Raw genomic sequence first — 26,398 nt, forward strand, 5'->3', positions numbered from 1 at the left:
ACCGAAATGACCTATACCCCGCATGGCAAGCATCTGATCGCAGGCGACTGGATCGAGACCGAGCCGAAATTCACATCGGAGCCTGTCGAAGGGCCGTCGCATGAGTTCTGCATGGGTACGGTCGAGATGGTGAATGCTGCCTGCGAGGCGGCGGAGGAGGCGTTCTGGGACTATGGCTATTCGAGCCGCGAGACCCGGGCGACATTCCTCGACACCATCGCCGACGAGATTGACGCCCGCGGCGAGGCGATCACCGAGATCGGGACGCAGGAAAGCGGTCTGCCCGAGGCGCGCCTGAACGGCGAGCGCGGCCGAACCGTTGGCCAGTTGCGCCTCTTTGCCGATCATATCCGAAAGGGCGATTACCTCGACCGGCGTCACGATGAAGCACTCCCCGACCGCCAGCCGCTGCCGCGCCCCGATCTGCGGATGATCCAGCGTCCAATCGGCCCCGTCGCGGTCTTCGGCGCGTCGAACTTCCCGCTGGCCTTCTCGACCGCGGGCGGCGACACAGCCGCGGCTCTCGCGGCGGGCTGCCCGGTCGTCGTGAAGGGCCATCCGGCGCATCCCGGCACCGGCGAGATCGTGGCCGAAGCGATCAAGGCCGCGGCCGAGAAATGCAACATGCCCAAGGGCGTGTTCAGCCTCGTCCAGGGTGGCTCGCATGATGTGGGGCAGGCGCTGGTGCAGCACCCGCGGATAAAGGCCGTGGGCTTCACCGGATCGCTGGCGGGCGGCAAGGCGCTCTACGATCTGTGTGCCCAGCGTCCCGAGCCGATCCCGTTCTTCGGCGAGCTGGGCTCGGTCAACCCGATGTTCCTGCTGCCCGAAGCGACTTCGGCGCGCGGCGAGGATCTGGGCGTCGGCTGGGCAGCCTCGCTCACCATGGGCGCGGGCCAGTTCTGCACCAATCCCGGCATCGCGGTGGTGTTGGAGGGCGACGCGGGTGAAGCCTTCGTCAAATCCGCGCTGGCCGCCCTCGAGGCGAGCGGCGCGCAGGTCATGCTGACCGACGGCATCGCCGAAGCCTATCGCAAGGGCGCGGCGCGGATGCAGGAATCCGGCGGCGTGCAGGAGCTGCTGACCCAGGTCTGCGACCGGCGCGAGGCGAAGCCCTACCTGTTCCGCGTCTCCGCCGCCGACTGGCTGGAGAACGCGGCTCTCTCCGAGGAGGTGTTCGGCCCGCTCGGCCTGATCGTGACCGTCAAGGATGCCGACGAAATGGTGAAGGTCGCACGCAGCTTCGAGGGCCAGCTGACCGCGACCTTGCAGATGGATGACGCCGACGCCGATCTCGCACGCCGCCTGCTGCCGGTGCTCGAGCGCAAGGCGGGCCGGGTGCTGGCGAACGGCTTCCCCACCGGTGTCGAAGTCTGCGACGCGATGGTGCATGGCGGGCCGTATCCGGCATCGACAAATTTCGGCGCGACCAGCGTCGGCACGCTCTCGATCAGACGCTTCCTGCGCCCGGTCTGCTATCAGAACATCCCCGAGGCGCTGTTGCCCGAAGACCTTCAGGGCTGAGGAGGCCCGCCGGTTCGGGCAGGGCTTAGCGAAATGGCATTCGGCCCGGCGAGCAGATCGCCGGGCCGAATGTCGTTCGGATGCGCAGGTAGTTTTTTGCTTGGGCTCGGGTCTTCGAGGCCGGCGTTGGTCAAGGACCGCGATCAGACGCGCCGGGGGAGCTATGCCATTGAAATGCAAAGGTGAGGGAGACGAAGCGGGACCGCGGTTCGCCCACGTCGATCTCGGGTGTGGTTATGAGGGCTGCCAACGCCCCAAGACCGGTCGTGACCCTGCCGCTCTCGCGGAATTTGGGCCGAACAATCGCCTGGCCGAAACCCGGCAGGCATAACTGGAATGTGTAATGGCGGAGACGAAGGGATTCGAACCCTCGAGACCCTTCCGGGCCTACTCCCTTAGCAGGGGAGCGCCTTCGACCACTCGGCCACGTCTCCGCGGACCCGTATAGGGATCGTCTCGGGGGGAGACAAGCGGTTTTTCGACGGAATTTCTGGTGGTTTGCGATTTCTCTCGTGTGGGGCCGAACGGGCGCGGGTGGGGCGCGCGGCTCGGCGTCGGGCAGGGCGCTGGCCCTCATGAAAAACGCGCGCGAGATGTCTCGCGCGCGTTTCGTTTTCAAGGGGTTTCGCTTGGCTTAGCGGGTCGTCTCGCCGCGCCGGCGCACTACCACGTCGACCGTGATCGACGCGAGCAGCACCGCCGCCGTCGCCATCAGCTGCACCGCCGCCGGCAGACCCAGAAGCGCCATGCCGTTGACGATTGCCGCGATCACGACGCCGCCGAGGATCGCGTGGATCGGATGGCCGCGCCCGCCGAACAGCGAGGTGCCCCCGATCACTGCGGTCGCGACGACATAGAGCACGATCGTGCCGCCGTCGAAGCTGGTGGAGATCGAGCGCAGGCGCGAGGCGTAGATGATGCCGCCCAGACCCGCCGTCGTCGCCGCCAGCGTAAAGGCTGCGGTCCGGATCAGGCGCAGGTTGATGCCCGCCCGGCGCGCAGCCTCGGCATTGCCGCCGATTGCGAGGACATAGCGGCCGAATTTCAGCCGTCCCAGCAGGAAGGACCATGCCAGCAGCACCGCGAAGACGATCGGGATCACCCACGGCATCCCCGAGAGCGGGAAGCGTGCGACGCCGCGGTTCATGTTCGAGATCGTCACCAGCACGATACCCGCGATCACGGCCGCGGCGATCTTCGCGATGGTGAGGCCCATTGGCGGAGCGACGAGGCCGCTCTTGCGACGTTTCGCATCCTTGCTGAAGGTGAGGATCGCGAAGACGAGAACCACGGCGCCGGTCATCAGCCAGCCCATCAGCGGGCTCAGCGTGCCATTGGCGAAGTTGTTGATCGTGTCACTCGCGACAGGGATTGTCCCCCCGGCGCCCAGCAGTTGGATCATCAGACCGTTGAAGCCCAGAAGGCCCGCCAGCGTGACGACGAAAGAGGGCAGTTTCAGGCGCGTGATCAGCGAGCCCTGGAAGATGCCCAGAACCGCCGGCACCGCCAGACCTGCCAGAACCGCCGCCCACCAGGGCCAGTCGGAGCCCGGTGCCACCAGCAGTGTCGCCACTGTCGCCCCGATCCCGGCCACGAAGCCGAGCGAAAGGTCGATCTCGCCCAGCAAGAGGACAAAAACCTGTCCCATCCCGATCATCATGAAGACCGAGCCCTGGACGAGCAGGTTCACGATGTTCCCCGGCGAGAGGAATTTCGGGTTCTGCAGCTGGAAGATCAGCGAGATCAGCACGAAGCCCAGAAGAACCGGGAGCACGCCGCTTTCGCCTGCCTTGATCTTCGCCCAGGTGCGCGAGAGGTAGCTCGAGAAGCTCTGATCCTCGGTCGTGGCGCCCACCACGGCAGAGGGGCCGCTTTCGCCCGATGCCTCGCGTTGCGCCGCGACGTCCTTGGCGTTCTCTGCCGCGATCGAGGCGGCGGCGCGCATCGCGCCCGGCTCGACCACATGGTCGGATTTGCCCGTGGTCATCAGCTCGACCACGCGCTGGGTGTCGTATTCCTCGATCGGGCCCTGGCTGACCATCTCGCCCAGACGCAGGATCGCGATCCGGTCGGAAACTGCGAAGACGTCGTTGAGGTTGTGCGAGATCATCACCACCGCGAGGCCCTGATCGGCGAGGCGACGCACGAGTTGCAGCACCTGACCGGTCTGGGCCACGCCGAGCGCCGCCGTGGGCTCGTCGAGGATCACCAGTTTGGAATTCCACATCACGGCCTTGGCGACCGCGATCGATTGCCGCTGACCGCCCGAGAGCGCCGAGACCGGCGCGCGGATCGAGCGCAGCGTGGTCACGCGCAGTCCTTGCAGCGTCTCTGCCGCGGCGCGCTCCATCGCGTCCTCGTCGAGCATCCCGTTGGTCAGGATTTCGCGACCCAAGAACATGTTCTGCACGACGTCGAGATTGTCGCACAGCGCGAGATCCTGATAGACGACCTCGATGCCCAGCTCCGCACTGTCGCGCGGCGAGCGGACGCGGACCTCGTTGCCTTCCCATTCGATCACGCCGCCATCGGCTTCATGGATGCCGGCGATGGTTTTCGTCAGCACGGATTTGCCCGCGCCATTGTCACCGACCAGTGCCGTCACCTCGCCGGGGCGCACGTCGAAATCGACCCCGCTGAGCGCCTGCACTGCGCCGAAACTCTTTTCCAGACCCCGAATGCGGAGGATCGCGTCGCGATCCTCCGCTTGGGACCCGGTGCCGTTGCCCGTGTCCATCATCAGCTATCAGTTCCCGATGCCAGCGGATTTGCACGCGTCAGCCGCGTCGCCCGCACAGAGCTTGGAGGTGTCGACGAAGCCGTCTTTCACGACGGTGTCGGCCATGTTCTCCGGGGTGACCCAGATCGGCTTGAGCAGGATCGAGGGCACGTCCATGCCGCCCTGGCTGTCATTGACCTTGCCGTTGACGAGACCGTCGGGCGGGTTTTCACCGGCGCGCATGTAGAGCGCGAGTGCGGCGGCCGCCTGGGCTTCGAGATAGATCGGCTTGTAGACGGTGCCGCACTGGTAGCCGGTGAGCACGTTCTGCAGGCCGGTGACGGTCGCATCCTGACCGGTGGTCGGGAAGGCTTTCGCCGGCACGTTCAGCGTCTTGAGATAGGAGATGACCGCGTTGGCGTTGTCGTCATTCGGGGTGACGACGGCGTTCATGTCCTGATGCGCGGTGAACTGCTGCTCGAAGGTGGTCCGTGCGACAGACGGGTCCCAGGTGCCCGCGGGCTCGCCCGCATTGGTGTAGCTGCCGTCGTCGAATTTCGGCTGAAGCACCTTCATGTAGCCCTGCTTGAACAGCGTGGCGTTGTTGTCATCGGGGGAGCCCGCCATCACGAGGATATTCGGCTTCTCGATGTTCCAATCGCTCAGGCACTGTTCCATGCCCTTGCCGATCAGCTCGCCGACATATTCGTTGTCGAAGCTGATATAGTAGTCGCGCGAACCGCCAAGCGTGATCCGGTCATAGTCGATGACCGCGACGCCGTGCTCTTTCGCGTATTTCTCGACAGCGGCACCGCCGCCCGAGGAGATCGGGTCGATCAGCAGAACCGTTGCGCCCTGGCTGATATCGGTCTGCGCCTGCGTGAGCTGGTCGGCTTCCGAGCCTTGCGCGTTGGTGATGATCAGGTCGTCCGAGGACAGGCCCGCCGCTTCGAAGGCTTTCTTCAGGTAGGGCTCGTCGAAAGAGGTGTAGCGGGCGGAGCTGGCGGTGTCGGGCAGCAGCACGCCGACCTTGCCTTTGCCCTTGGACGCGATGTCCTTGAGTTGGCTCATGGCCGAGAAGTCGGCGCCGAAGCTGTCGGCGGTGATGTTCTGGGCCTGCGCGGCACCTGCAATCAGGCCGAGCGCGAGAACGCTGGTTCCGGCGAGACGCGCGGCGGTTCCGCACGTCGAGCGACGAATGTTTTTCATTGTAATCCTCCTAAGGCCGGATGGGGTTCCTCCCGGTGGAGCGGGCAACGCCTCACTCCCGCGCGCCGCCCGTGCCGACCTCCGGCAGGACAACGCCGGGACGCGCATCCGGCACGCGCCCCGTTAGCGCCATCATGGGGCGAATTGTTGCTCTGAACAGGGGGCGAAAGCCAAAATTTACTCACGAAACCGTGACGGAACGCAGCGTCGGGAGCCTGATGGGAAATTTTCTGGGGCGGGCAGGCGGCCGCCTCGTGGGCGGAGATGTGGGTAGTGAGACAGTCTGGCGGGCCGGATCGTTCGCGTTCCCCGGATGTCTCGCCCGGAGTGGTTGACACCCGCGCGCGCCGATGTATAAGCCCGCCATCCCGGTAACGCGAGTTGCCGGGGTTATTCATTGGTGTTGGTGGACCTCGCAAGAGGAAACCTGTCGCCGGTCGCCGCAAGGCCCGGAGGAGGACAACGCCCTTCTAAACGCTAAAGAAGGAGATCAGCCGTGACCAAACGCACGTCTGCCAAGTACAAAATCGACCGCCGCATGGGCGAGAACATCTGGGGCCGCGCCAAGTCGCCCGTCAACCGTCGTGAATACGGCCCCGGCCAGCACGGTCAGCGCCGCAAGGGCAAACTGTCCGACTTCGGTATCCAGCTCCGCGCCAAGCAGAAGCTCAAGGGCCATTACGGCGACCTGACCGAGAAGCAGTTCCGCCGCATCTACGCCGAAGCCGAGCGTGTGAAGGGCGACACTGGTGAAAACCTGATCGGTCTGCTCGAGCGCCGCCTCGACGCGCTGGTCTACCGCGCCAAGTTCGTCCCGACCGTCTTCGCAGCGCGCCAGTTCGTGAACCACGGCCACGTGCTCGTGAACGGCAAGAAAGTGAACATCCCCTCGTACCGCCTGAAAGAAGGCGACGTGGTGGAAGTCCGCGAGAAGTCCAAGCAGATGGCTCTGGTTCTCGAAGCCGTTCAGTCGCCCGAGCGTGACGTTCCGGATTACATCGAAGCCGACCACAACAAACTGACCGCGAAATTCGTGCGCACCCCGGCTCTGTCCGACGTGCCCTTCGCAGTTCAGATGGAACCGAATCTCGTGGTCGAATTCTACGCGAAGAACTGATCCCTCAGTCTTCGCCGATCATTTGGAAAGGCCGTGCCCCCGGGGCGCGGCCTTTTTATTTTGGGCGATGGGCGAGGGGGGCTTTTGTCCGGAACAGCCGCGCAGCGGCCCGGACAGCGCCCGGCCGCCCCCTCGGGCGGGCGCTCTTCCCTCATCGCGCGCGGCGAGGTCGTGCGGATGTGGTGAGATAAAGGGGCAACCGCTGAATGAAGCGCGCCCACCCGGCGGTCGGGCGCTGCCCTCCGGCATCCGTGGGCAATACATCTCTCATCGACGTGCTATGACATCCGTTGCATCCCTGCCGCGTCTGCTATGCGGGTGATCTTCTCACTAGCCCTGTCGCGCCATGGCGGATAGAACTCGGGCCACGATTCAGGAGTGCACAATGACCACGCATATTCGCCCCCAGCCCGGTATTATGGACATCGAGCTCTATCAGGGCGGCGCCTCCCATGTGGCGGGGCGCACCGATGCCGTGAAGCTCAGCTCGAACGAGAACCCGTTCGGCCCCTCGGACAAGGCCAAGGACGCGTTCGCGAAATGCGCCCATTCGATGCATCGTTACCCCTCGACCGACCACGGCAAGCTGCGCACGGCCATCGGTGACGTGCACAAGCTCGATCCCGACCGGATCATCTGCGGGGTGGGCTCGGACGAGATCATCCACTTCCTGTGCCAGGCCTATGTCGGCGCGCGCGACGAGGTGATTTTCACCGAGCACGGCTTCCTGATGTATCGCATCTCGACCATGGCCGCGGGCGGCACGCCGATCGAGGTGAAAGAGCGCGACCGCACGACCGATGTCGATGCAATCTTGAGCGCCTGCACCAAGAAGACCAAGCTCGTCTTCCTCGCCAATCCGAACAACCCGACCGGCACGATGATCCAGCTGGCGGAGCTGGAGCGGCTGGCGGCGGGCCTGCCGAAAGGCGCGCTGCTGGTGATCGACGGCGCTTATGCAGAATATGTCGAAGGCTATGACGGCGGGGCGGAGCTGGCGACACGCCTGCCCAACGTCTTCATGACGCGGACATTCTCGAAGATTTACGGCCTCGGCGGGCTGCGCGTCGGCTGGGGCTACGGGTCGCGCGAAGTGATCGACGTGCTCAACCGTATCCGTGGTCCGTTCAACCTCTCGACCGCGCAGCAGGAGACGGCAGAGGCCGCCGTGCGCGATCAGGACTGGGTCACGAAATGCCGCGACGACAATACGCGCCTGCGCGCGTGGCTCGCAGAAGCGTTGGCGGAAAAAGGAGTTCCGTCAGATACTTCAACGGCGAACTTCATCCTTGCGCGTCTGGCTTCCGAGCAGGAAGCGGCCGATTGCGATACCTATCTGAAATCCGAAGGCATCATCGTGCGCCGGGTCGCGGGCTATAACCTGCCCAACTGCCTGCGCATCACGGTGGGCGACGAGCCCTCGTGTCGCCGCGTGGCCCATCTGATCGGCGTCTTCAAGGCAGGCGGGATCGAGGTGCCCAGATGAGCCAACTCTACCAGCGGGTCGCGCTGATCGGGCTCGGCCTGATCGCTTCGTCGATGGCCCATGCGATGCGTGAGAAGGGTCTGGCGGGCGAGATCGTCGGTCACGCGCGCTCTGCCGAGACGCGTGACACCGCGCTGGAGATCGGGCTGGTCGATGCCGTCTACGAGACCGCCGCCGAGGCGGTCGCGGGCGCCGATCTGGTTGTGCTCTGCGTGCCGGTCGGTGCGATGGACAAGATCGCCGAAGAGATCGCCACGCATCTCGCCCCCGGCGCGACCGTCACCGATGTGGGCTCGGTCAAGCGCGCGGTGATCGACGCGGTCGGCCCGCATATGCCCGACGGTGTGCATTTCATCCCCGGCCACCCGCTGGCGGGGACCGAGCAATCCGGCCCGCGCTCGGGCTTTGCCACGCTGTTCGCCAATCGCTGGTGGCTGTTCACGCCGATCGAAGACACCGACTCCGAGGCGCTGACCCGGTTGAAAACGCTGGTCGAGGCGATGGGTGCCAATACCGACGAGATGGCGCCCGATCACCATGATCTCGTCCTGTCGGTCGTGTCGCACACGCCGCACCTGATCGCCTACACGATGGTGGGCGTGGCGGATCATCTTCGTCGTGTAACCCACGAGGAAGTCATCAAATATTCCGCCACGGGTTTTCGCGATTTCACCCGGATCGCGGCCTCGGACCCTACGATGTGGCGCGACGTCTTCCTGACCAACAAGGAAGCGACGCTCGACATCCTCGGCCGCTTCACCGAGGAGCTGTTCATGCTGCAACGCGCGATCCGCATGGGCGATGGCGACATGCTGCACGACTATTTCACGCGCACGCGCGCGATCCGTCGCGGCATCATCGAGGCGGGTCAGGATACGGATGCGCCCGATTTCGGTCGCGGCGCGCCGAAGAAAGACGCGTAAGGCGCACGCGGGCAGGCGGTCCGCGCCCTGCTGCCCGCCCCGTGTTTCACTGCCGTTGCGCGACCAGTTGCGGTGCGGGGCCCAGCGGCACCGGGCCGAGGCTCATCTGCCCGTCCTTGAAAATCAGCGGCACTTCCAGCGCGCCGTCGGGGTTCTTCGCGGCCAGCATTGCGCCTATCCCGGTGACGAGTTTCACCTCGTCCTTTCCGATCAGCCCCATGCCCTGCGCGATGCCGACCCAGTTGCGCCACGAGGCAGAGCGGATCGTCAGCGTGCCGTCTGGATAGCCAGAGGGATCGACGGTCAGGTTGCCCTCGACCGAGACGTCGTTATCGCCCCAGCTCAGCGACAGGTCCGAGATCGCGAAGGTCATCAGACCCGGCAGTCCTGCCTCCAGCGCGCTTTGGTCGATCGGCTCCCGCGTGCCCATGAGCGCGTCGAAATGGAGGCGCGTGATCGTGTCGGGCAGCGTGCCCTTCGGGTCGATCCGCTCGAGCAGATCGGCCGGCAGTTTCAGTTTCTTGGCTTCCGCGCCCAGACGATAGGCGGCGGCGGGCATCACCAGATCGGCGGCTTGGGCCGAGGCGCCGATCGCGCCCTGCGCCTTGTCCTTGCGCGCGATGGCGAGGCGCAGCTGATCGGCCGAAAGCTCCGGCTTGGCGGCCCCCTGGGGCGTCAGCACGGGGGACGCGACCACGGCGACCGCGTTTTCCAGCGGCAGCGCGGTCGAATAGCCCACCGTCATCGAGGCGCGCATGTCGTCTTGCGTCAGCCGGTAGGTCTTGTCGCCCAGATGCAGCATCTGGCCCGAGGGCAGGTAGGCGATCACCTTGTTGGGCTCATATCCCAGCGCGAAGATTTGCGCGAAGGGGGCGCTCCAGCGCCACAGGCCGCCCCGATCCTTCAGTTCCGGCTTGTCGAAGGTCAGATCGAAGCGCGAGGGGAAGCCCGCCAGCGAGACCGATTGCGCATCGCCCCAACCTTCCTGCCGGGCCTGTGCGAGCATGTCGCGCGCGCCGTTCTCGATCTTGTGCGCGCCGTAGAACCAGTAGCCGCAATAGGCCAGCGTCGCGACCAGCACCAGAATGATCAGTTTGCGCATCGTAGCCTCTTTGCAAAACGGGTGAACCCCATGTAAGCCCTGAGCCCATGCAGGACCAGAGCGACGACAACAGGATCTGGGTCTTCGGCTACGGCTCGCTGATCTGGAACCCCGGCTTCGATTTCGACGAACGGATGCTTGCCCGCGCGCCGGGTTGGGAGCGCAGCTTCTGCATGCGCTCGCTGGTGCATCGCGGCACGCCCGAGGCCCCGGGACTGGTGCTGGCGCTCGACGAGGGGCAGGGCGCCTGCGCGGGGCTCGCCTTCGCGGTGAAGCCCGGACAGGAAGACGAGGTCATGACCTACCTGCGCGAGCGCGAGCTGGTGACCGCGGCCTATCTGGAACGAGAAATTGATGTCGATCTGGATGACGGGCGGCGCGTGCGCGCCGTGACCTACGTGATCGACCGCCATCACGACCAATATTGCGGAGGCCTCAGCGATGACGAGCAGGCCCGGATCATCGCCTCTGCCACCGGCGGGCGCGGTCCGAACCGTGATTATCTGTTCAATACTGCCCAGCATCTTCACGAATTGGGCATTCCCGACCCCCATCTTGATGCATTGGTGGCACGGCTGCGTGTCTTGTCGCGATAGGCCTTGGCGAAGGGCTGCGCCGTCGCTAGGCTCTGCGCAAACAGGCAAGAGGGGCTATGATGCAAGAGCCGATCCGGCTGGAGCCGCAATTCTCACAACCCGTGCGTCAGGTGATCCTGATGCTTCTGGTGCTCGGCTTGGTCGCTGCGGGAGGCTACTTCGCCTATTCGCGCATCTTCCCGATTTTCCTCGCCAATCCCTGGCTGAACGGGGTGATCCTCGCGGTCTTCGTCTTCGGCATCCTCGCCTGCTTCTGGCAGGTGGTGCAGCTGGTCAAGGCGGTGAACTGGATCGAGAGCTTCGCCGCCGATCGTCCGGGCCGTCCGCAGGTGCGCGCGCCGTCGATGCTGGCGCCGCTCGCAGCCCTTCTGGGCTCGCGCGAGGCGCGCCGCGCGGTGTCGTCCTCCTCCGGCCGCTCGATCCTCGAATCCGTCGCGACCCGGATCGACGAGGCGCGCGACATCACCCGTTATATCGCAGGCCTGCTGATCTTCCTCGGCCTTCTGGGGACGTTCTACGGCCTCGCAACCACCGTCCCTGCCGTGGTGGAGACGATCCGCGCGCTCGCACCGAAGGAAGGCGAGAGCGCGATCGGCGTGTTCGACAATCTGATGACGGGGCTCGAAGCGCAGCTGGGCGGCATGGGCACGGCGTTCTCCTCGTCGCTTCTGGGTCTTGCGGGCTCGCTGGTGATCGGGCTGTTGGAACTGTTCGCGAGCCACGGTCAGAATCGCTTCTACCGCGAGCTGGAGGAATGGATTTCTTCGATCACGCGGCTGTCCTTCACCGCGCTTGAAGGGGGCGATGGCGAAAGCTCTATGGTGGCGGGCGTCCTCGATCACATGTCCGAGCAGATGGACCAGATTCAGACGCTGTTCGTGCGCTCCGATGCCGGACGCGTGCAGACCGAGGCGCGCATCGCGCATCTGTCGAACGCGATCCACGACCTGTCGGAACGGCTCTCGGCGGAGATGGATGCGCGCAACCGCCAGCAAGGCGCGCTGCAGCAGATGGCGGAGGGGCAGGAGCGGCTGATCGGCGCGCTCGATCATCTCGCGCAGCGCACGGCCGAAGGGGCCCCCGAGGCAGAGGCGCTGATGGAGACCCGGATGCGGCTGCGCTCGATCGATCAGCAGATGATGCGGATGCTAGAGGAAGTCAGCGCCGGGCGGCAGGAAAGCATGGCCGAGCTGCGCCATGATTTCGCAGGTCTTACCCGGGCGATCCTCGGCTACAAACCGCATCGCGAGGAGTAATTTATGGCTCTGGCACGGCGCGGCGGCAATCGGTTCTCGACCAACATCTGGCCGGGTTTCGTCGATGCGATGACGGCGCTTCTTCTGGTCCTGATGTTCGTGCTGTCGATCTTCATGATCGTGCAATCGGTTCTGCGCGACACGCTGAGCACCAAGGAAGGCGAGCTGATCCAGCTCAACGAGCAGGTCTCGAACCTCGCCAAGGCGCTGTCGCTGCAACAGACGAAGACGCAGCAACTGACGGGCGAGCTGGAGAACGCGAAGGACAAGGCCGATCAGCAGGATTCGCTGATCGCCACGCTGACCTCGCAGCTCGATGACCGGAAGGCCGCGCTGGCGGATGCGAAACAGAAGATTACAGAATTCGAGGCCCGCGTCGCGCAACTCGTGGGCGAGCGCAACGCCGCCCAGCAGGATGCGAGCGCCAAGGCCGACGAGATCCGGCTGAGCAAGGAAACCATCGCCGATCTGCGCGACAAGCTGACGAAATCGGGCGACGAGGTCGCGGCGATGACGCTGCAACTCGAAGAGGCACGCAAGAAGGCCGAGGACACGTTGACCAAGCTCGCCGCCGCGCAGACCGCGAAGGCCGATCTGGAAAAGCAGCTGGGCAAGCAGCTCTCGGAGGCCGAGAAGCAGGCCGCGCTGAAGGCCACTGCGCAGAAGGCGCTGGCCGATCAGCAGGCGATCTCGGAGGGCGCGCAGAAGAAGGTGGCGCTGCTCAATCAGCAGGTCGCGGCTTTGCGCAGCCAGCTTGCGCAGCTTCAGAATGTGCTCGACGAGGCGCAGCAGAAGGATGCCGAGGCCAAGGTGCAGCTCGACAACCTCGGACAACAGCTGAACGCGGCGCTCGCCCGCGCGGCGTCGGAGGAAAAGAAACGTGCCGATCTGCAGGAGAAACTGCGCAAGGAAGCAGAGGCCAAGGCGAAGGATTTGCAGAACTACCGCTCGGAATTCTTCGGCAAGCTGTCGCAGCTTCTGAAGGGCAAGCAGGGCGTGAAGGTGGAAGGCGACCGCTTCGTCTTCTCCTCCGAGGTGCTCTTCGCGCCGGCTTCGGCCACGCTGTCGGATGCGGGCCGCGCGCAGATCAAGCAGGTCACGGCGCTGCTCGATCAGCTGCGCGGGGAAATCCCGAGCGACATCCCGTGGATCATCCGCGTCGACGGCCATACCGACGACACGCCGCTGTCGGGGCAGGGCGAGTTCAAGGATAACTGGGAACTGAGTCAGGCACGCGCGCTTTCGGTGGTGAAATACATGGTGGACAGCCTCGGCTTCCCGCCGGATCGGCTCGCCGCTGCCGGGTTCGCGCAGTTCGACCCGGTGAACACCGCCGACACGCCCGAGGCGCGCGCCCAGAACCGCCGGATCGAGTTGAAGCTGACCGAGCGCTGAGGCGCGAGGGACAAAAGAAAAGGCTGCCGGGCGATGCCTCGGCAGCCTTTCGCGTTCCGTGTCACCTGAGAGGGCTCAATGCCCCTGCGTCATCTCGCCCTTCGCCATCGCCAGATGGTGCGGCTGATGATGCGCGCCGACCGTCAGGATGCCGATGAAGCCGAGCGCGCGGATTTTCTGGGCATCCGCCCCGGTCACGGTGAGCGCGCTGCCGCCGGGGATTTCCTCGGCTCTCATTTCCCAGCCCCGAATACCGTTCATCGTCGCGACATGGGCGGGCACCATTGCGCGGATGGAGGCGGTAACCGCAGGATCGTCCGAGGTAGCCTCGAAGCGCGCACCACCCTCGATGTCGCTCTCGCTGACCTTGGCGTGCAGGGTGACATTGTTCATGTCGATCAGATGCTGGCGCAGCGCCTCGATATCGACGCGGTTCCAATCCGTGTCGGGATCGGCGAGCAGATGGGCCACGATCTCCTGGATCGCAGCGAAAGCGGATTGACCCGGCTCGGTAATCGCGCCCGCTGCCTGCATCCCGGGCATCTGCCCGTCGGCATGGGCCTCGTCCGGCATCATGTGGTCGTCATGGGCGGGCATGTCCTCGCCGGCGCCCATATGCGCGTGGTCGCCCATCTCCGCATCGTCCATCATCATGTGATCGCCCGACATCATGTCATGCGTGTCCCCATCCGCGCTGCCATCCCCGTGCGCGTAGCTGAGGGTGGGCAGCGCCACGAGGGCGAGAATGCTTAGAAAGCGTGTCATGAGTCCTCCGGAGTTTTGCGTTACCCTGTCATCTTTCTTCGGGAATGTCACAGCTTCAGCCTCCGCAGCCGCAACGCGTTACCGATCACCGAGACCGAGGAGAAGCTCATCGCGAGCGCCGCGATCACCGGCGAGAGCAGCAGGCCGAAGACCGGGTAGAGCACGCCCGCCGCGATCGGCACACCCGCGGTGTTGTAGGCGAAGGCAAAGAACAGGTTCTGGCGGATGTTGCGCATCACGCCCTCGGCCAGACGGCGCGCGCGGACGATGCCGGTCAGGTCGCCCTTGACCAGCGTCAGCCCGGCGCTCTCCACCGCGACATCCGCGCCGGTTCCCATGGCGATGCCGACATCGGCGGTCGCCAGCGCAGGCGCGTCGTTTACCCCGTCACCGGCCATCGCGATGGAGGCGCCGTCCTTGCGCAGCTTGTCGACCAGCGCGGCCTTGTCCTCGGGCGAGACCCCGGCATGGACCTCGTCGATGCCCAGCTCGCGTGCGACGGCCCGCGCGGTGCCCTCGCTGTCGCCGGTGGCCATGACGATTCGCAGCCCCTCGTCGTGGAGCGCGCGAATGGCGTCGGCGGTGGTCTCCTTGATCCGGTCGGCCACCGCGATCACGCCGATCACCGCACCGTCGCGGGCGAGATACATCGCCGTCTTGCCGTCCGATTGCAGACGCTCGACCGTGTCGGACTGGGCGGAGGTATCCGCGCCGATCTGCTTCATCAGGGCCGCATTGCCGAGCGCGATCTGCGCGCCGTCGACGCGGCCCGTGACGCCCTTTCCGGTCACCGCCTCGAAGCCTTCGGCCTCGAGTTTGGGCGCACCTTCCGCGCCTTGCACGATGGCCTCGGCAAGTGGGTGCTCCGATCCGCGTTCCAGCGCGGCGGCGAGCGATTTGACCTCTTCCTCCGAGGCCCCGTCCGCGATCACATCGGTCAGCGCGGGCTTGCCCTCGGTCAGCGTGCCGGTCTTGTCCACGATGAGCGTGTCGACCTTGGCGAAGCGTTCCAGCGCCTCGGCATCGTGGATCAGCACGCCTGCACTCGCGCCGCGCCCGGTGCCCACCATCACCGACATCGGCGTGGCGAGACCCAGCGCGCAGGGGCAGGCGATGATCAGCACCGACACCGCAGCCACGGTCGCATAGCCCAAGGCCGGGGTCGGCCCGAAGGCGAGCCATGCGATGAAGGCGAGGATGGCGCAGGCCACGACGGCGGGCACGAAGTAAAGCGCCACGCGATCGGCCAAGCCTTGGATCGGGGCGCGCGAGCGTTGCGCCTTGCCGACCATCTCGACGATCCGTGAGAGCGTGGTTTCCGAGCCCACGGCCTGCGCTTCCATCACGAAGCTGCCCTGCTTGTTCAGCGTGCCGCCGGTGACCGCATCGCCCTGGGCTTTCTCGACCGGGACCGGCTCGCCCGTGATCATGCTCTCGTCGATGGCGGAGGAGCCTTCCGTGACCACCCCATCGACCGGCACGGTCTCGCCCGGGCGCACGCGCAGCTTGTCTCCCGTCTGTACCTGATCGAGTGGCACGTCCTCGTCACCGTTTTCGCCCACGCGACGCGCGGTTTTCGGCGCGAGGTCCATCAGCGCGCGGATCGCATCTCCGGTCTTCTCACGCGCGGAAAGCTCCATGATCTGGCCGATCAGCACCAGCACGAGGATCACCGCCGAGGCTTCGAAATAGACCGGGGGAAGCCCGTGTTCGTTGAGCATCTCTGCCGGGAAGATTCCCGGCAGCAGAAGGCCCGCGAGCGAAAACAGGTAGGCCGCGAGCGTACCCAGCGCGATCAGCGTCCACATGTTTGGCGAGACGTTCACCACCGATTTCCAGCCACGCACGAAGAAGGGACGCGCGAACCACAGAACCGGCGTCGCCAGCGCGAATTGCAGCCAGAGGAAGGCTTTCGGCCCGATCCAGTCCGCGACGGGCAGCCCGATATGCGCGCCCATCTCCAGCACGAAGACCGCCGCCGCCAGCGGACCCATGATCCAGAGCCTGCGGCGGAAATCGACAAGCTCGGGGTTCGGGCCGCTATCGGCCGTGGGGCTCATCGGCTCCAGCGCCATGCCGCATTTCGGGCAATCTCCGGGATGATCCTGCACGATCTCGGGATGCATCGGGCAGGTATATTGCGTGCCCTCGGGCATCGGCTTCGCCGCCGGGCGCGCGCCCAGATAATCCTCGGGCCGGGCCTCGAACTTGTGCTGACAGCCTTCGGAGCAGAAATAAAATCGCTCGCCATCGAGCTTGGCCATATGCTTCGCCGTCGCGCGCTCGACCGACATGCCGCAGACAGGGTCGGTCGCCTTGATGTAGTCATTCGGTTTGGCCACGAACTTGTCGTGACAGCCCTGCGAGCAGAAATGGTAAAGGTGCCCGTCATGCTCGGCGCTGGGTTTGTCGGCATTCGGGTCGACCGTCATGCCGCAAACCGGATCGCGCGTGATTGCGTCGGTGGTTTCCTTGGTATGATGGGCGTGCTGCGGTGTCATCCGTTCATCCTTTCGGCAACTTCGCCCCATCAGATAGGGCTTCCAGTAGCTGGAGGGTCAAGAGCCTGATTGATCTTTCCACGCCAACCTTCGATCGCGTGGCGCCGTTCCCGTACTTCTCACGCGAGCGTGACTTTTGCCTCCAGCCGCTGGAAGGTTTATATGTGTCGCAGGAGGCACGCGCTCATGAATATCGGAACCGCCGCGACGCAGGCCGGGCTGCCGGTCAAAACAATCCGCTATTACGAGGATATCGGCCTGATTTCGCCGGATCGGCGGGCCAATGGCTACCGGGATTTCTCGGAAAGCTGCGTGGAGCAGCTGCGGCTTCTGGCGCAGGCGCGTCACCTTGGGTTCTCGCTCGAGGAATGTCGCCGCCTTCTTGCGCTGAGCGCCGATGCGGGACGGGCCAGCCGCGATGTGCGCGCGCTGGCGCAGGAAAACCTCGAAGCGGTGCGCGAGAAGATCGCGTCGCTCGCTGCGTTGGAGGCGCGGCTCGAACATTTGATCGCGCAATGCCACGGCGACGATGCGCCCGATTGCGCGATCCTCGACGACCTGATGGGACTGCGCGGGAATTGACAGCTGCGTCAGAGCCCACCAGATAGAGGGCAGGGAGAAACCGGGAGAGCCATGCGCAAAGCGCTGCATATCGTGATGATCGCACTGGTCTGCTTGATCGGTCTGTCGCAGTTGGGCGCGCCCGCTGCCGCGATGACACATGCACGCGCGATGGACGCGGTGGACATGGTCGCCATGAGCGACTGTGCGGCCTGTCCCGACACCCATCACGATGCGGGACCGATGCAGGACCAGTCCTGTCCCCATGCCCAGATGATGGTCTCTGCCGGGCTCGATCATGCGCCGGAATTCTCTCTGAGCCGCGCCGACCTGTCGATGACGCTCCGTCCTGCGGAGACGCCCGCACCCTTGGCGCATGAGCCGCAACTCGACCTTCCTCCGCCCCGTATCTGATCGATCACACCGTCGCTGGCCCCCGAGGGGGCTCGTCTGTCGCGTCCGTGCAAAGGACGCATGATCGAACAGGATACCCTGATGAAACGCTACATACTTTCTGCCGTCGTCGTCGCGGCCCTCGCTGCGGGCGGCTGGCTCGTTCTGCAGCCCGACACCGCGACCGAGGCGGAGGCTGCGCCCGCACGGGGCGAACCGCTTGTCTCTGTCTCCCTGCCGAACACGCTCTCCGAGCAGGCCCAGATGGGCAAACGCGCATTTGATGCGACATGCGCCGCCTGTCATGGCGCGAATGCCACGGGCAAGATGGGCTTCGGCCCGCCCCTCGTACACAAGATCTACGAACCCTCCCATCACGGCGACATGGCCTTCCAGGCCGCCGTTCAGACCGGGGTGCGGGCGCATCATTGGCGCTTCGGCAACATGCCCCCGCAAGAGGGCCTGACCCGCGGCGATGTCGCGAATATCGTCGCTTACGTACGCGAATTGCAGCGTGCCAACGGGATCGAGTGAGATGCGGAACTTCCAACTGACCCGCCGTGCGGTTCTCGCCGGGATGGGTGCGTCTGCGCTGACCGCGCGTGCAGGAGGGGCGGCCACCGCCCCGACGCTGCTCACCGCACAGGTGGCCAAGGCCCAGATCGCCCCCGAGGGCTATCCGCAGACCGAGGTCTGGTCCTATGACGGCACGCTGCCCGGGCCGGAGCTTCGGGTGGCCCAAGGGGTGCGGCTGCAACGCCGCTTCGTCAACAAGCTCGCCGTGCCAAGCTCGGTGCATTGGCACGGCATCCGCATCGACAATGCGATGGATGGCGTGGCCGGGCTGACGCAGGACGCGGTGCCGCCCGGCCAGACCTTCGACTATGATTTCCGTGTGCCGGACGCGGGCACCTATTGGTATCACGCGCATACCAAGTCGATGGAGCAGGTCGCGCGCGGTCTCTCCGGTGCGCTGATCGTCGAGGAGCCGGAGGCGCCGGATGTCGATCGCGACGAGGTTCTGCTGCTCGACGATTGGCTGCTCGACCCCGATACTGCGCAGCTGGAGCCGGATTTCACCCATCCGATGGACCTCAGCCACGGCGGGCGTTTCGGCAATCTCGTGGGCACCAACGGGCATTACGCCCTGACCCTGACGGCGAAGCGCCATGAACGGTTACGCCTGCGGCTGATCAATGCCGCCAATGCGCGGATTTTCGTGCTGCGCCTGACCGGGCTTTCGGGCTGGCAGGTGGCGCTCGACGGGATGCCGCTGCCCGCGCCGGAGGCTATTCCCGAGGAACTGGTGCTCGCGCCTGCGCAGCGCGTGGACCTGATCGTAGATGTGACCAGCGATGGCGCCGAGGCCGCGATCGAGCGGCTCGGCAATGATCAGCAATGGCAGCGTCAGGTCGGCTTCGCGATCTCGGGCGAGGCCAGCCGAACGCGGCGCGATCCGCCTGCGGTCCTGCCGCCCAATCCGAACATGGACCCGCCCGATCTGACACAGGCCCGTCCGCTGGAGATGAAGATCGAGGGCGGCGCAATGGGCCGAATGTCACGCAACCGGATGCAGGCCCTGATGCAAAGCGGCAATTTCTGGACGCTGGCCGGTCAGGCCGGAATGGGCGATACGCCATTCGCGAAGCTGTCGCAGGGCGAACCGGTGCGGCTGCGCTTCGTCAACGATACCGCTTTCCCGCATGCGATGCACCTGCACGGAATGCATTTCCGCGAGCTGCGCGAGGATGGAAGCCTCGGCCCGATGCGCGACACGGTGCTGACGATCCCGGGGCGCAGCCACGAGATCGCCTTCACCGCCGACAACCCCGGCAAGTGGCTTTTGCACTGTCACATGCTGGCCCATGCGGCGGCGGGGATGACGTCCTGGATCAAGGTGGCGTGATGGGGCGGATATTCCTTCTCAGCCTCGCGATCACAGGGGGCGTTGCCCTGTCTCCGGCGGTCGCCAGCTCGCTTGAAGGGCGCGATATCGCTCGGGGCAAGCAGCTTTACGCGACCCATTGCGCGAGCTGTCATGGCGCCGATCTTGAGGGGCAGCCGGACTGGCGCGAGGCGGGGCCCGATGGGGTTCTGCCGGCGCCGCCGCATGATGCCACCGGCCACACTTGGCACCACGAGACCGCCTTGCTGTTCGATTACGTCAAGCAGGGCGGGGCGGTAGCTTTGGCCGCGCGTGGGGTCGCCGATTTCCCGAGTGGGATGCCGGGTTTCGGCGGAACGCTGAGCGATGCGGAAATCCTCGACATCCTCGGCTTCATCCGCTCGACATGGCCCGAGCGGATGCAGGCGGTGCAGGCGGCGCGGGACGGGCAGTAGAGGCCGCCGCCGGCGCGATCCGGGAGTTGAAACGGTTCCGGCCATTCGCGAGAGGCGAATGGCCGGTGACTGAAGCGCGGCTGTGCGAGGGCCGCGAAGCCCTCGCCGCAGGCTTATTTCGCAATCCGGTCGAGAATCCGCGCCCAGGAGCGGATCCCCTTGTGGAAGCTTTTGACGTCGTATTTCTCGTTCGGGGAGTGGATCGCGTCGTCGTCATTGGCGAACCCGACGAGCATCGCATCCATGCCGAGGATCGACTTGAAGTAATAGCCGATCGGGATCGAGCCGCCCATGCCGACGATAACCGCCTCGCGGTTCCATTCGTCGCTCAGCGCCTGGCGCGCGGCTTCGAATTCCGGGCGCGAGGTGTCCATGACGGAGGCCGGCGCGCCATCGAGATCGTTGTCCCAGGTGATGCGCGCATCGACGGGCAGGCGGTCCTCGACATGTTTACGCAGAACCTTGCGCACATGGGCGGGGTCCATGTCGCCCACCAGGCGGCAGGTGATCTTGCAATGCGCCTCGGCCGGAATCACGGTCTTCGAGCCCGCGCCCTGATAACCGCCCCAGAGACCGTTGATCTCCAGCGTCGGACGTGCCCATTGCTGCTCCAGCGTCGTGTAACCCTCTTCGCCGTGCGGCACGGTCATCCCGGCGTGGTGAAGGTATTCCTCCTCGTCGAAGCCGCAGGTCTTCCAGGCCTCGAGCTGCTCCTGAGGCACTTCGTGAACGCCCTCGTAGAAGCCCTCGACGGCGACGCGGCCCTTGTGGTCATGGAAGCTCGCGATCAGTTTGGAAATCTCGCGCAGCGGGTTCAGCGCGGGGCCGCCGTAATGGCCCGAATGCAGGTCGATGCGCGGACCGTGCAGGGTGAATTCGTCCTTCAGCATCCCGCGCAGGCTGCCCGCAATCGAGGGCACGCCGGGGGAGACCATCGAGGTGTCGCAGATCAGCGCCAGATCGCAGGTCAGTTCCTCGCGGTTGTTCTCGAGGAAGGGCACCAGCGAGGGCGAGCCCGATTCTTCCTCGCCTTCAAGAAAGATCACGAGATTGCCAGGCAATTCGCCGTTCACGGCCTTGTAGGCGCGGCAGGCCTCGATGAAGGTCATCAGCTGACCCTTGTCGTCGGAGGCCCCGCGGCCACGGATGACGCGGCCGTTCTCGGTGTCCTCGATGCGCGGCTCGAAGGGGGGCGTGTCCCACAGCTCCAGCGGGTCCACCGGCTGCACGTCATAGTGGCCGTAGAACAGCAGGCGCGGGCCGTCGCCCTTGGAATGCGCGACCACCATCGGATGGCCCGTGGTCGGGCGCAGCTCCGCGTCGAAGCCAAGCGATTTCAACTCCTTGACGAGCCATTCCGCGGCTTCGTGGGTCTCTTCGCGATAGGCCGGATCGGTCGAGATCGAGCGGATTTTCAGCAACTCGAAAAGACGGTCCATCGCGGCGTCCAGACCATTGTCGATTTCGGTGAGAACCTCGTTCAGTGCCATGCAGGCCTCCTTTATTTTTGCCACAGCCTAGGGCCGCGCGCGAGACTGTCCAGAGGGGGTGACGCAAGGGTGCGACAAATTGCGAAAAGTGAATGTTTGCTTTTCATGACTATCTGCGACATTTTTACGCTTCAGGGAGAGGAATTTGACATTTATCAATGTCGCGCTTTGTGGAGCCCTCTAGGGCAGACCCAGCGAACAGTCATGCAAGGGAAGCATAAGATGGATTACGACCGCGCACTCGATCAGGCGATTGACAAGCTGCACGAGGAAGGCCGCTATCGCGTCTTCATCGACATCGAGCGCGAGAAGGGCAATTTCCCCCATGCCGTCTGGACCAAGCCGGACGGATCGAAGCAGGACATCACCATCTGGTGCGGCAACGACTACCTGGGCATGGGCCAGCATCCGGCTGTGCTGGCGGCGATGCACGAGGCGCTGGACGCCACCGGCGCAGGCTCGGGCGGGACGCGCAACATTTCCGGCACCACGGTCTATCACAAGCGGCTGGAGCATGAGATCGCCGATCTGCACGGCAAGGAGGCCGCGCTGGTCTTCTCCTCGGCCTATATCGCCAATGACGCGACGCTGAGCACGCTGCCCAAGCTGTTCCCCGGCCTGATCATTTATTCGGACGAGCTGAACCACGCCTCGATGATCGAAGGCATCCGCCGCAACGGTGGCGCCAAGCGTATCTTCCGCCACAATGACGTCGCCCATCTGCGCGAACTGATGGCCGCCGACGATCCCGCCGCGCCGAAGCTGATCGCTTTCGAGTCGGTCTATTCGATGGATGGCGATTTCGGCCCGATCTCGGACATCTGCGACCTCGCCGAGGAATTCGGCGCGCTGACCTATCTCGACGAAGTGCACGCGGTCGGCATGTATGGCCCGCGCGGCGCCGGTATCGCCGAGAAGCTGGGCGAGATGGACCGGATCGACATCTTCAACGGTACGCTGGGTAAAGCTTTCGGTGTGTTCGGCGGCTATATCGCGGCTTCGGCCAAGATGGTGGACGCGGTGCGCTCCTATGCGCCGGGCTTCATCTTCACCACCTCGATCCCGCCGGCGGTCGCGGCTGGCGCTGCCGCGTCGATCGCTTTCCTGAAAGGCGAGGGCGGTCAGGAGCTGCGCGACAAGCAGCAGCTGCACGCGAAGATTCTCAAGATGCGCCTGAAGGGCATGGGTATGCCGATCATCGACCACGGCTCGCATATCGTGCCTGTGATCATCGGAGATCCCAAGCATACCAAGGCCTTGTCGGACATGCTGCTCGACGAGTTCGGCGTCTATGTCCAGCCGATCAACTTCCCGACCGTCCCGCGCGGGACCGAACGTCTGCGCTTTACGCCCTCGCCGGTGCACGACACCGGTATGATTGACGCTCTGGTCAAGGGCATGGATGCGCTTTGGGCGCGCTGTGAGCTAAATCGCGCCGAAGCGAGCGCCTGAGCGACATAGGCGCGTGCGCGGCTCGCTTGCTTGTGATAAGCCTTTGTTAATCGAAGGGGCTATTGGCTCCGAATCGACGCAGGCGGGAAAACGGCAGGGACAGGCAGCATGATCGGGCGAAGGGCTAAACCTTCGACGGAGGACGAAGTCAAACCTAAAGGGTTTGACGATTTCGAACTTCGTCTTGGCGATGTGATGCGCGGCGAGCGGGCGACGCTCGCCAAATCGCTCCTTGATGTTCAGCGCGAACTCCGGATCAAGGCAGCCTATATCGCGGCCATTGAAGCCTGCGATGTGGAAGCTTTCGACACGCCCTCCTTCATCGCGGGCTATGTGCGCTCCTATGCACGTTACCTCGGTCTCGACCCGGAATGGTCGTTCCAGCGCTTCTGCAACGAGGCTGGCTATTCGCCCGCCCACGGCATGTCGGAGGCCGCCTCCGGCCCCAAGCCGCAGCGCGACCCGAAGGACATGGCCGAGGCGCTCGCCAATCCCGCTTTCATTCCGCGCAAGGAATCGATCTGGAGCAAGATCGAACCGCGCGCGGTCGGTGCGCTGTTCGTGCTGGCGCTGATCGGTGGCGGGATCGGCTATGGCGGCTGGACCGTGCTGCAGGAAGTGCAGCGCGTGCAGCTGACCCCGGTGGATCAGGCGCCCGGCGTGATGGCCGATCTCGACCCGCTCGACTCGGTCAAGGACGGGCCGGAGATGGCGCAGGCCGATGACACGCTGCCCGAGGTCAACCAGCCCGAGCGCTCCGCACGCATCTACCGCCCGGCTGCGCTCGACGCGCCGGTGCTGGTCTCGCGTGACGGGCCGATCGCCTCGATCGACCCCAATGCGACCGGCGCGCTGGCCGGGCAGGGGGTGGGCGCAGCCGCTCCGGGCCTGACGCCCAATCTGATCGGTCTGGCGCAGAACAACGATGCGCCCAAAGGCACGCAGCTCGCCTCCGCGGCGGGCCCCGAGAACAACATCCAATCCGCCGTCGCCAAGGCGCTCGAAGCCGATCAGCCCGACGTCGTCGTGCTGGCCGTGCGCCCGTCCTGGGTGCGGATCAAATCCGCCGATGGCGCGACGCTGTTCGAGAAGGTCATGGATGCGGGCGAACGCTACGTGCTGCCCAAGCTCGAAGAGCCGCCGACGATGCGCACGGGTGAATCCGGCGCGATCTATTTCGCGGTCAACGGCGTGACGCATGGCCCGGTCGGCAAGCGCGGCCAGGTCACCAAGAACATCAAGCTGTCTTCGGCTGCGCTCGACGAGACCTATCCGGTCGCCAATCTCTCGCAGGACAAGGACCTCGCGAAGATGATCGCCGTGGCCGATGCGGGCGATGCTGCGACGCAGGCCGCAACCGACCAGCAATAATCCGCAGATCACGATCCGCCCCGGCCCGTTGCACCGCAGCGGGCCTTGGCGTATCAGGAGCCGAGGTCTCGAAGGAGCGTTTGCATGTCTCTCAACCCGGTCCGCCCGTGGCGCAATATCTATCGCCGCAAGTCCCGTCAGATCATGGTCGGCAATGTCCCCGTGGGGGGCGATGCGCCGATCTCGGTGCAGACGATGACCAATACCGACAGCTCGGACGTGCGCGCGACGCTCGATCAGGTGATCCGCGCGGCCGATGTCGGCGCGGATATCGTGCGTGTCTCGACCCCGGATGAATCGAGCACCCGCGCCCTGCGCGAGATTTGCCGCGAGAGCCCGGTGCCGATCGTTGCCGACATCCATTTCCACTACAAACGCGCGATCGAAGCGGCGGAGGCGGGAGCTGCCTGCCTGCGCATCAATCCCGGCAATATCGGTGATGAGAAGCGCGTGGCCGAGGTCGTGCGCGCCGCCAAGGATCACGGCTGTTCGATCCGGATCGGCGTGAATGCGGGCTCTCTCGAGAGGCACCTGCTGGAAAAATACGGCGAGCCGTGCCCCGAGGCGATGGTCGAGAGCGCTATGGACCATATCCGCATTCTCGAGGATCACGATTTCCGCGAATACAAGATTTCGGTGAAGGCGTCGGACGTGTTCCTCGCCGCCGCAGCCTACCAGGGCATCGCCGAGGCCACCGACGCGCCGATCCACCTTGGCATCACCGAGGCGGGCGGCCTGACCTCCGGCACGGTGAAATCCGCGATCGGGCTGGGCAACCTGCTGTGGATGGGCATTGGCGACACGCTGCGCGTCTCGCTCTCGGCCGATCCGGTCGAAGAGGTGAAGGTCGGTTTCGAGATCCTGAAATCGCTCGGGCTTCGCACCCGCGGCGTGCAGATCATCTCCTGCCCGTCCTGCGCGCGGCAAGGGTTCGACGTGATCGCGACCGTCGCAGAGCTCGAGCAACGGCTCGAACACATCAAGACGCCGATCTCGCTGTCGATCATCGGCTGCGTCGTGAATGGTCCCGGCGAAGCGCTGATGACCGATATCGGCTTTACCGGCGGCGGGGCCGGATCGGGCATGGTTTACATGGCCGGCAAGCAGGATCACAAGCAGTCCAACGCGGACATGATCGACCATATCGTTGAATTGGTTGAGAAAAAATCAGCAGAGATCGAAGCGGAGAAAGCTGCCGCCGAGTAAGCGGAAAAGCGCCTCCGGCCTCCTGAATTCGCCCCACCTCACGCTGGCGTGATGAGGTGGGCGCGGAACGATTTGGCCCCCTCCACATTTCCCTCTCCACAAACGGAGAGAGGCCGTCGCTGATGACGGTCAGGGTAATAACGGAGGTAAGTCCAATGACCCGCAAACTCGCTACTATTCTCGCTGCTGCTGCCAGCACCACGATGATCGCCGGCACCGCTTTTGCTGAAACCAGCCCGCCGCTTATGGCGACGGCGCAGGGCGACGTGACGATCCATGCAGGGGTCGAAGCGTCGTCGAAAACCGTTGCGACCGTGATGGCCGGCTCGACCATTCCGGTCGAAGGCTGCCTGCCCGACGGCACGATCTGCCAGGTTACCTATGACGGCATGAACGGCTATGCCCCTGCCAGCCAGCTGGGTGTGATGGTTGACGGCCAGATGGCGCTTCTGTCGACGAACCCGCAATCGGTGACGGTGAACCAGATTCAGGTCCCGGGCGATAACGCCAGCAAGGACGCTCAGGGGGCCGCGGCGCTGACCGGTGCTGCCGCGGGTGGTGCGGCCGGCGCGGCCGTGGGCGGTCCCGTGGGGGCCGTGGTCGGCGCGCTCGTCGGTGCCGCAGGTGTCGGCGCTGCCGCCAAGCCCGAACCCACCACGATCACCTGGGTCGAGAAGCACCCTGTCGCACCGGTCTATCTGAAAGGCGAGGTTGCGACCGGCAAGGTCGTCCCGGACGTGGTGACGCTGACGCCGGTGCCCGACAGCACCTATGCCTACGGCAACATTAACGACCGCACGGTCTTCGTGAATCCCGACAACCGCGCGATCGTCTACGTCGTCCCGGCCTCGTAAGGCCCCGAGACGGAAAGCGACATGAGAGCCGGCGCGTCATCGCGCCGGTTCTTTTATGGGGGGCATTTTTACCTTGCTGGCGCTGGTGCGCCGCGCCGCCGCGATGCGCGACCCACCGAGGACCGCCTAACGCGCAAA

Annotated in this window: 22 protein-coding genes and 1 tRNA gene; 16 read left to right on the forward strand and 7 right to left on the reverse strand. The window is 65.1% G+C overall.

Translation table 11 applies throughout. From position 1 onward, the window contains the following. Positions 1-6: 6 nt before the first annotated feature. Positions 7-1,524 (forward strand): aldehyde dehydrogenase (NADP(+)), encoded by a 1,518-nt coding sequence (locus B6V74_RS15285; RefSeq protein ID WP_088723292.1) that lies wholly within the window; start codon positions 7-9, stop codon positions 1,522-1,524. Positions 1,525-1,868: 344 nt separating this feature from the next. On the opposite strand, the gene B6V74_RS15290 is transcribed toward B6V74_RS15285, so the two are convergent. The 3 genes from B6V74_RS15290 to B6V74_RS15300 form a co-directional block, all read right to left on the reverse strand. Further along, positions 1,869-1,958, reverse strand: a tRNA-Ser gene (locus B6V74_RS15290). A 200-nt stretch (positions 1,959-2,158) separates the two neighbouring features. After that, on the reverse strand, positions 2,159-4,264 hold the full coding sequence (locus tag B6V74_RS15295) for an ATP-binding cassette domain-containing protein (protein ID WP_088723293.1): 2,106 nt from the start codon (positions 4,262-4,264) through the stop codon (positions 2,159-2,161). A 6-nt stretch (positions 4,265-4,270) separates the two neighbouring features. Then, complete coding sequence (locus B6V74_RS15300; protein ID WP_075775100.1) at positions 4,271-5,452, reverse strand: substrate-binding domain-containing protein; 1,182 nt, start codon at positions 5,450-5,452, stop codon at positions 4,271-4,273. A 496-nt stretch (positions 5,453-5,948) separates the two neighbouring features. Here B6V74_RS15300 and rpsD point away from each other — a divergent pair, with 496 nt between their 5' ends. The 3 genes from rpsD to B6V74_RS15315 all read left to right on the forward strand — a co-directional run bounded on the left by rpsD (position 5,949) and on the right by B6V74_RS15315 (position 8,978). Beyond that, the gene (rpsD, locus tag B6V74_RS15305) at positions 5,949-6,569 is read left to right on the forward strand and encodes a 30S ribosomal protein S4 (protein ID WP_075775099.1); all 621 of its coding nucleotides are present in this window, start codon (positions 5,949-5,951) and stop codon (positions 6,567-6,569) included. 385 nt (positions 6,570-6,954) lie between these two features. Beyond that, positions 6,955-8,055: a histidinol-phosphate transaminase gene (gene hisC, locus B6V74_RS15310; protein ID WP_075775098.1), complete on the forward strand. Its 1,101-nt coding sequence runs from the start codon at positions 6,955-6,957 to the stop codon at positions 8,053-8,055. Further along, the gene (locus B6V74_RS15315) at positions 8,052-8,978 is read left to right on the forward strand and encodes a prephenate/arogenate dehydrogenase family protein (protein ID WP_075775097.1); all 927 of its coding nucleotides are present in this window, start codon (positions 8,052-8,054) and stop codon (positions 8,976-8,978) included. The genes hisC and B6V74_RS15315 overlap by 4 nt, the downstream gene beginning before the upstream one ends. A 46-nt stretch (positions 8,979-9,024) precedes the next feature. On the opposite strand, the gene B6V74_RS15320 is transcribed toward B6V74_RS15315, so the two are convergent. Next, positions 9,025-10,080 (reverse strand): DUF2125 domain-containing protein, encoded by a 1,056-nt coding sequence (locus tag B6V74_RS15320; protein ID WP_088718417.1) that lies wholly within the window; start codon positions 10,078-10,080, stop codon positions 9,025-9,027. 47 nt (positions 10,081-10,127) lie between these two features. Between B6V74_RS15320 and B6V74_RS15325 the strand changes: the two genes are divergently transcribed. From B6V74_RS15325 to B6V74_RS15335, 3 genes are read left to right on the forward strand one after another with little or no spacing between them, the layout of a single operon-like run. After that, entirely contained in the window at positions 10,128-10,676 is a 549-nt protein-coding gene (locus B6V74_RS15325; RefSeq protein ID WP_199224640.1) for a gamma-glutamylcyclotransferase, read from the forward strand. A gap of 59 nt (positions 10,677-10,735) precedes the next feature. Next, positions 10,736-11,932, forward strand: a complete 1,197-nt coding sequence (locus B6V74_RS15330; protein ID WP_088719347.1) for a biopolymer transporter ExbB — start codon at positions 10,736-10,738, stop codon at positions 11,930-11,932. A 3-nt stretch (positions 11,933-11,935) separates the two neighbouring features. Further along, positions 11,936-13,327: a peptidoglycan -binding protein gene (locus B6V74_RS15335; RefSeq protein WP_088718418.1), complete on the forward strand. Its 1,392-nt coding sequence runs from the start codon at positions 11,936-11,938 to the stop codon at positions 13,325-13,327. A gap of 75 nt (positions 13,328-13,402) precedes the next feature. Here B6V74_RS15335 and B6V74_RS15340 read toward each other — a convergent pair whose 3' ends face one another. After that, positions 13,403-14,092, reverse strand: a complete 690-nt coding sequence (locus B6V74_RS15340; RefSeq protein WP_088723294.1) for a hypothetical protein — start codon at positions 14,090-14,092, stop codon at positions 13,403-13,405. 47 nt (positions 14,093-14,139) lie between these two features. Further along, entirely contained in the window at positions 14,140-16,593 is a 2,454-nt protein-coding gene (locus B6V74_RS15345; RefSeq protein ID WP_088723295.1) for a heavy metal translocating P-type ATPase, read from the reverse strand. 186 nt (positions 16,594-16,779) lie between these two features. Between B6V74_RS15345 and B6V74_RS15350 the strand changes: the two genes are divergently transcribed. The 5 genes from B6V74_RS15350 to B6V74_RS15370 all read left to right on the forward strand — a co-directional run bounded on the left by B6V74_RS15350 (position 16,780) and on the right by B6V74_RS15370 (position 19,887). Further along, complete coding sequence (locus B6V74_RS15350; protein WP_088723296.1) at positions 16,780-17,175, forward strand: MerR family transcriptional regulator; 396 nt, start codon at positions 16,780-16,782, stop codon at positions 17,173-17,175. A 51-nt stretch (positions 17,176-17,226) separates the two neighbouring features. Next, complete coding sequence (locus B6V74_RS15355; RefSeq protein WP_088723297.1) at positions 17,227-17,568, forward strand: hypothetical protein; 342 nt, start codon at positions 17,227-17,229, stop codon at positions 17,566-17,568. Between the two features lie 81 nt (positions 17,569-17,649). Then, positions 17,650-18,081: a cytochrome c gene (locus B6V74_RS15360; RefSeq protein WP_088723389.1), complete on the forward strand. Its 432-nt coding sequence runs from the start codon at positions 17,650-17,652 to the stop codon at positions 18,079-18,081. A gap of 1 nt (position 18,082) precedes the next feature. Beyond that, positions 18,083-19,453 (forward strand): multicopper oxidase family protein, encoded by a 1,371-nt coding sequence (locus B6V74_RS15365; protein ID WP_088723298.1) that lies wholly within the window; start codon positions 18,083-18,085, stop codon positions 19,451-19,453. After that, entirely contained in the window at positions 19,453-19,887 is a 435-nt protein-coding gene (locus tag B6V74_RS15370; RefSeq protein ID WP_088723299.1) for a c-type cytochrome, read from the forward strand. The genes B6V74_RS15365 and B6V74_RS15370 overlap by 1 nt, the downstream gene beginning before the upstream one ends. 113 nt (positions 19,888-20,000) lie before the next feature. On the opposite strand, the gene B6V74_RS15375 is transcribed toward B6V74_RS15370, so the two are convergent. Then, positions 20,001-21,377: a dipeptidase gene (locus B6V74_RS15375; RefSeq protein WP_088723300.1), complete on the reverse strand. Its 1,377-nt coding sequence runs from the start codon at positions 21,375-21,377 to the stop codon at positions 20,001-20,003. A gap of 222 nt (positions 21,378-21,599) precedes the next feature. On the opposite strand from B6V74_RS15375, the gene hemA reads away from it, so the two are divergent. The 4 genes from hemA (at position 21,600) to B6V74_RS15395 (ending at position 26,260) form a co-directional block, all read left to right on the forward strand. Next, positions 21,600-22,829 carry a 5-aminolevulinate synthase gene (hemA, locus tag B6V74_RS15380; protein WP_075775087.1) on the forward strand — a complete coding sequence of 410 codons (1,230 nt, stop codon included), beginning with the start codon at positions 21,600-21,602 and terminating at the stop codon, positions 22,827-22,829. A 108-nt stretch (positions 22,830-22,937) separates the two neighbouring features. Beyond that, positions 22,938-24,200, forward strand: a complete 1,263-nt coding sequence (locus tag B6V74_RS15385) for a helix-turn-helix domain-containing protein (protein ID WP_075775086.1) — start codon at positions 22,938-22,940, stop codon at positions 24,198-24,200. A gap of 84 nt (positions 24,201-24,284) precedes the next feature. Then, on the forward strand, positions 24,285-25,406 hold the full coding sequence (gene ispG / locus B6V74_RS15390) for a flavodoxin-dependent (E)-4-hydroxy-3-methylbut-2-enyl-diphosphate synthase (protein ID WP_075775085.1): 1,122 nt from the start codon (positions 24,285-24,287) through the stop codon (positions 25,404-25,406). 155 nt (positions 25,407-25,561) lie between these two features. Continuing rightward, on the forward strand, positions 25,562-26,260 hold the full coding sequence (locus B6V74_RS15395; RefSeq protein ID WP_075775084.1) for a DUF1236 domain-containing protein: 699 nt from the start codon (positions 25,562-25,564) through the stop codon (positions 26,258-26,260). Positions 26,261-26,398 lie beyond the last annotated feature (138 nt).

Origin of the sequence: Thioclava sp. F42-5 (assembly GCF_002213195.1) — a bacterium.
In the GTDB taxonomy this organism is placed as follows: Bacteria; Pseudomonadota; Alphaproteobacteria; order Rhodobacterales; family Rhodobacteraceae; genus Thioclava; species Thioclava nitratireducens.

Bases quoted from the DNA above. Each gene is read 5' to 3' on its own strand.
- B6V74_RS15285 (WP_088723292.1), top strand. From the start codon at position 7: ATGACCTATACCCCGCATGGCAAGCATCTGATCGCAGGCGACTGGATC.
- B6V74_RS15295 (WP_088723293.1), bottom strand. From the start codon at position 4,264: ATGATGGACACGGGCAACGGCACCGGGTCCCAAGCGGAGGATCGCGAC.
- B6V74_RS15300 (WP_075775100.1), bottom strand. From the start codon at position 5,452: ATGAAAAACATTCGTCGCTCGACGTGCGGAACCGCCGCGCGTCTCGCC.
- hisC (WP_075775098.1), top strand. From the start codon at position 6,955: ATGACCACGCATATTCGCCCCCAGCCCGGTATTATGGACATCGAGCTC.
- B6V74_RS15315 (WP_075775097.1), top strand. From the start codon at position 8,052: ATGAGCCAACTCTACCAGCGGGTCGCGCTGATCGGGCTCGGCCTGATC.
- B6V74_RS15320 (WP_088718417.1), bottom strand. From the start codon at position 10,080: ATGCGCAAACTGATCATTCTGGTGCTGGTCGCGACGCTGGCCTATTGC.
- B6V74_RS15325 (WP_199224640.1), top strand. From the start codon at position 10,128: ATGCAGGACCAGAGCGACGACAACAGGATCTGGGTCTTCGGCTACGGC.
- B6V74_RS15330 (WP_088719347.1), top strand. From the start codon at position 10,736: ATGCAAGAGCCGATCCGGCTGGAGCCGCAATTCTCACAACCCGTGCGT.
- B6V74_RS15335 (WP_088718418.1), top strand. From the start codon at position 11,936: ATGGCTCTGGCACGGCGCGGCGGCAATCGGTTCTCGACCAACATCTGG.
- B6V74_RS15340 (WP_088723294.1), bottom strand. From the start codon at position 14,092: ATGACACGCTTTCTAAGCATTCTCGCCCTCGTGGCGCTGCCCACCCTC.
- B6V74_RS15345 (WP_088723295.1), bottom strand. From the start codon at position 16,593: ATGACACCGCAGCACGCCCATCATACCAAGGAAACCACCGACGCAATC.
- B6V74_RS15350 (WP_088723296.1), top strand. From the start codon at position 16,780: ATGAATATCGGAACCGCCGCGACGCAGGCCGGGCTGCCGGTCAAAACA.
- B6V74_RS15355 (WP_088723297.1), top strand. From the start codon at position 17,227: ATGCGCAAAGCGCTGCATATCGTGATGATCGCACTGGTCTGCTTGATC.
- B6V74_RS15360 (WP_088723389.1), top strand. From the start codon at position 17,650: ATGAAACGCTACATACTTTCTGCCGTCGTCGTCGCGGCCCTCGCTGCG.
- B6V74_RS15365 (WP_088723298.1), top strand. From the start codon at position 18,083: ATGCGGAACTTCCAACTGACCCGCCGTGCGGTTCTCGCCGGGATGGGT.
- B6V74_RS15370 (WP_088723299.1), top strand. From the start codon at position 19,453: ATGGGGCGGATATTCCTTCTCAGCCTCGCGATCACAGGGGGCGTTGCC.
- B6V74_RS15375 (WP_088723300.1), bottom strand. From the start codon at position 21,377: ATGGCACTGAACGAGGTTCTCACCGAAATCGACAATGGTCTGGACGCC.
- hemA (WP_075775087.1), top strand. From the start codon at position 21,600: ATGGATTACGACCGCGCACTCGATCAGGCGATTGACAAGCTGCACGAG.
- B6V74_RS15385 (WP_075775086.1), top strand. From the start codon at position 22,938: ATGATCGGGCGAAGGGCTAAACCTTCGACGGAGGACGAAGTCAAACCT.
- ispG (WP_075775085.1), top strand. From the start codon at position 24,285: ATGTCTCTCAACCCGGTCCGCCCGTGGCGCAATATCTATCGCCGCAAG.
- B6V74_RS15395 (WP_075775084.1), top strand. From the start codon at position 25,562: ATGACCCGCAAACTCGCTACTATTCTCGCTGCTGCTGCCAGCACCACG.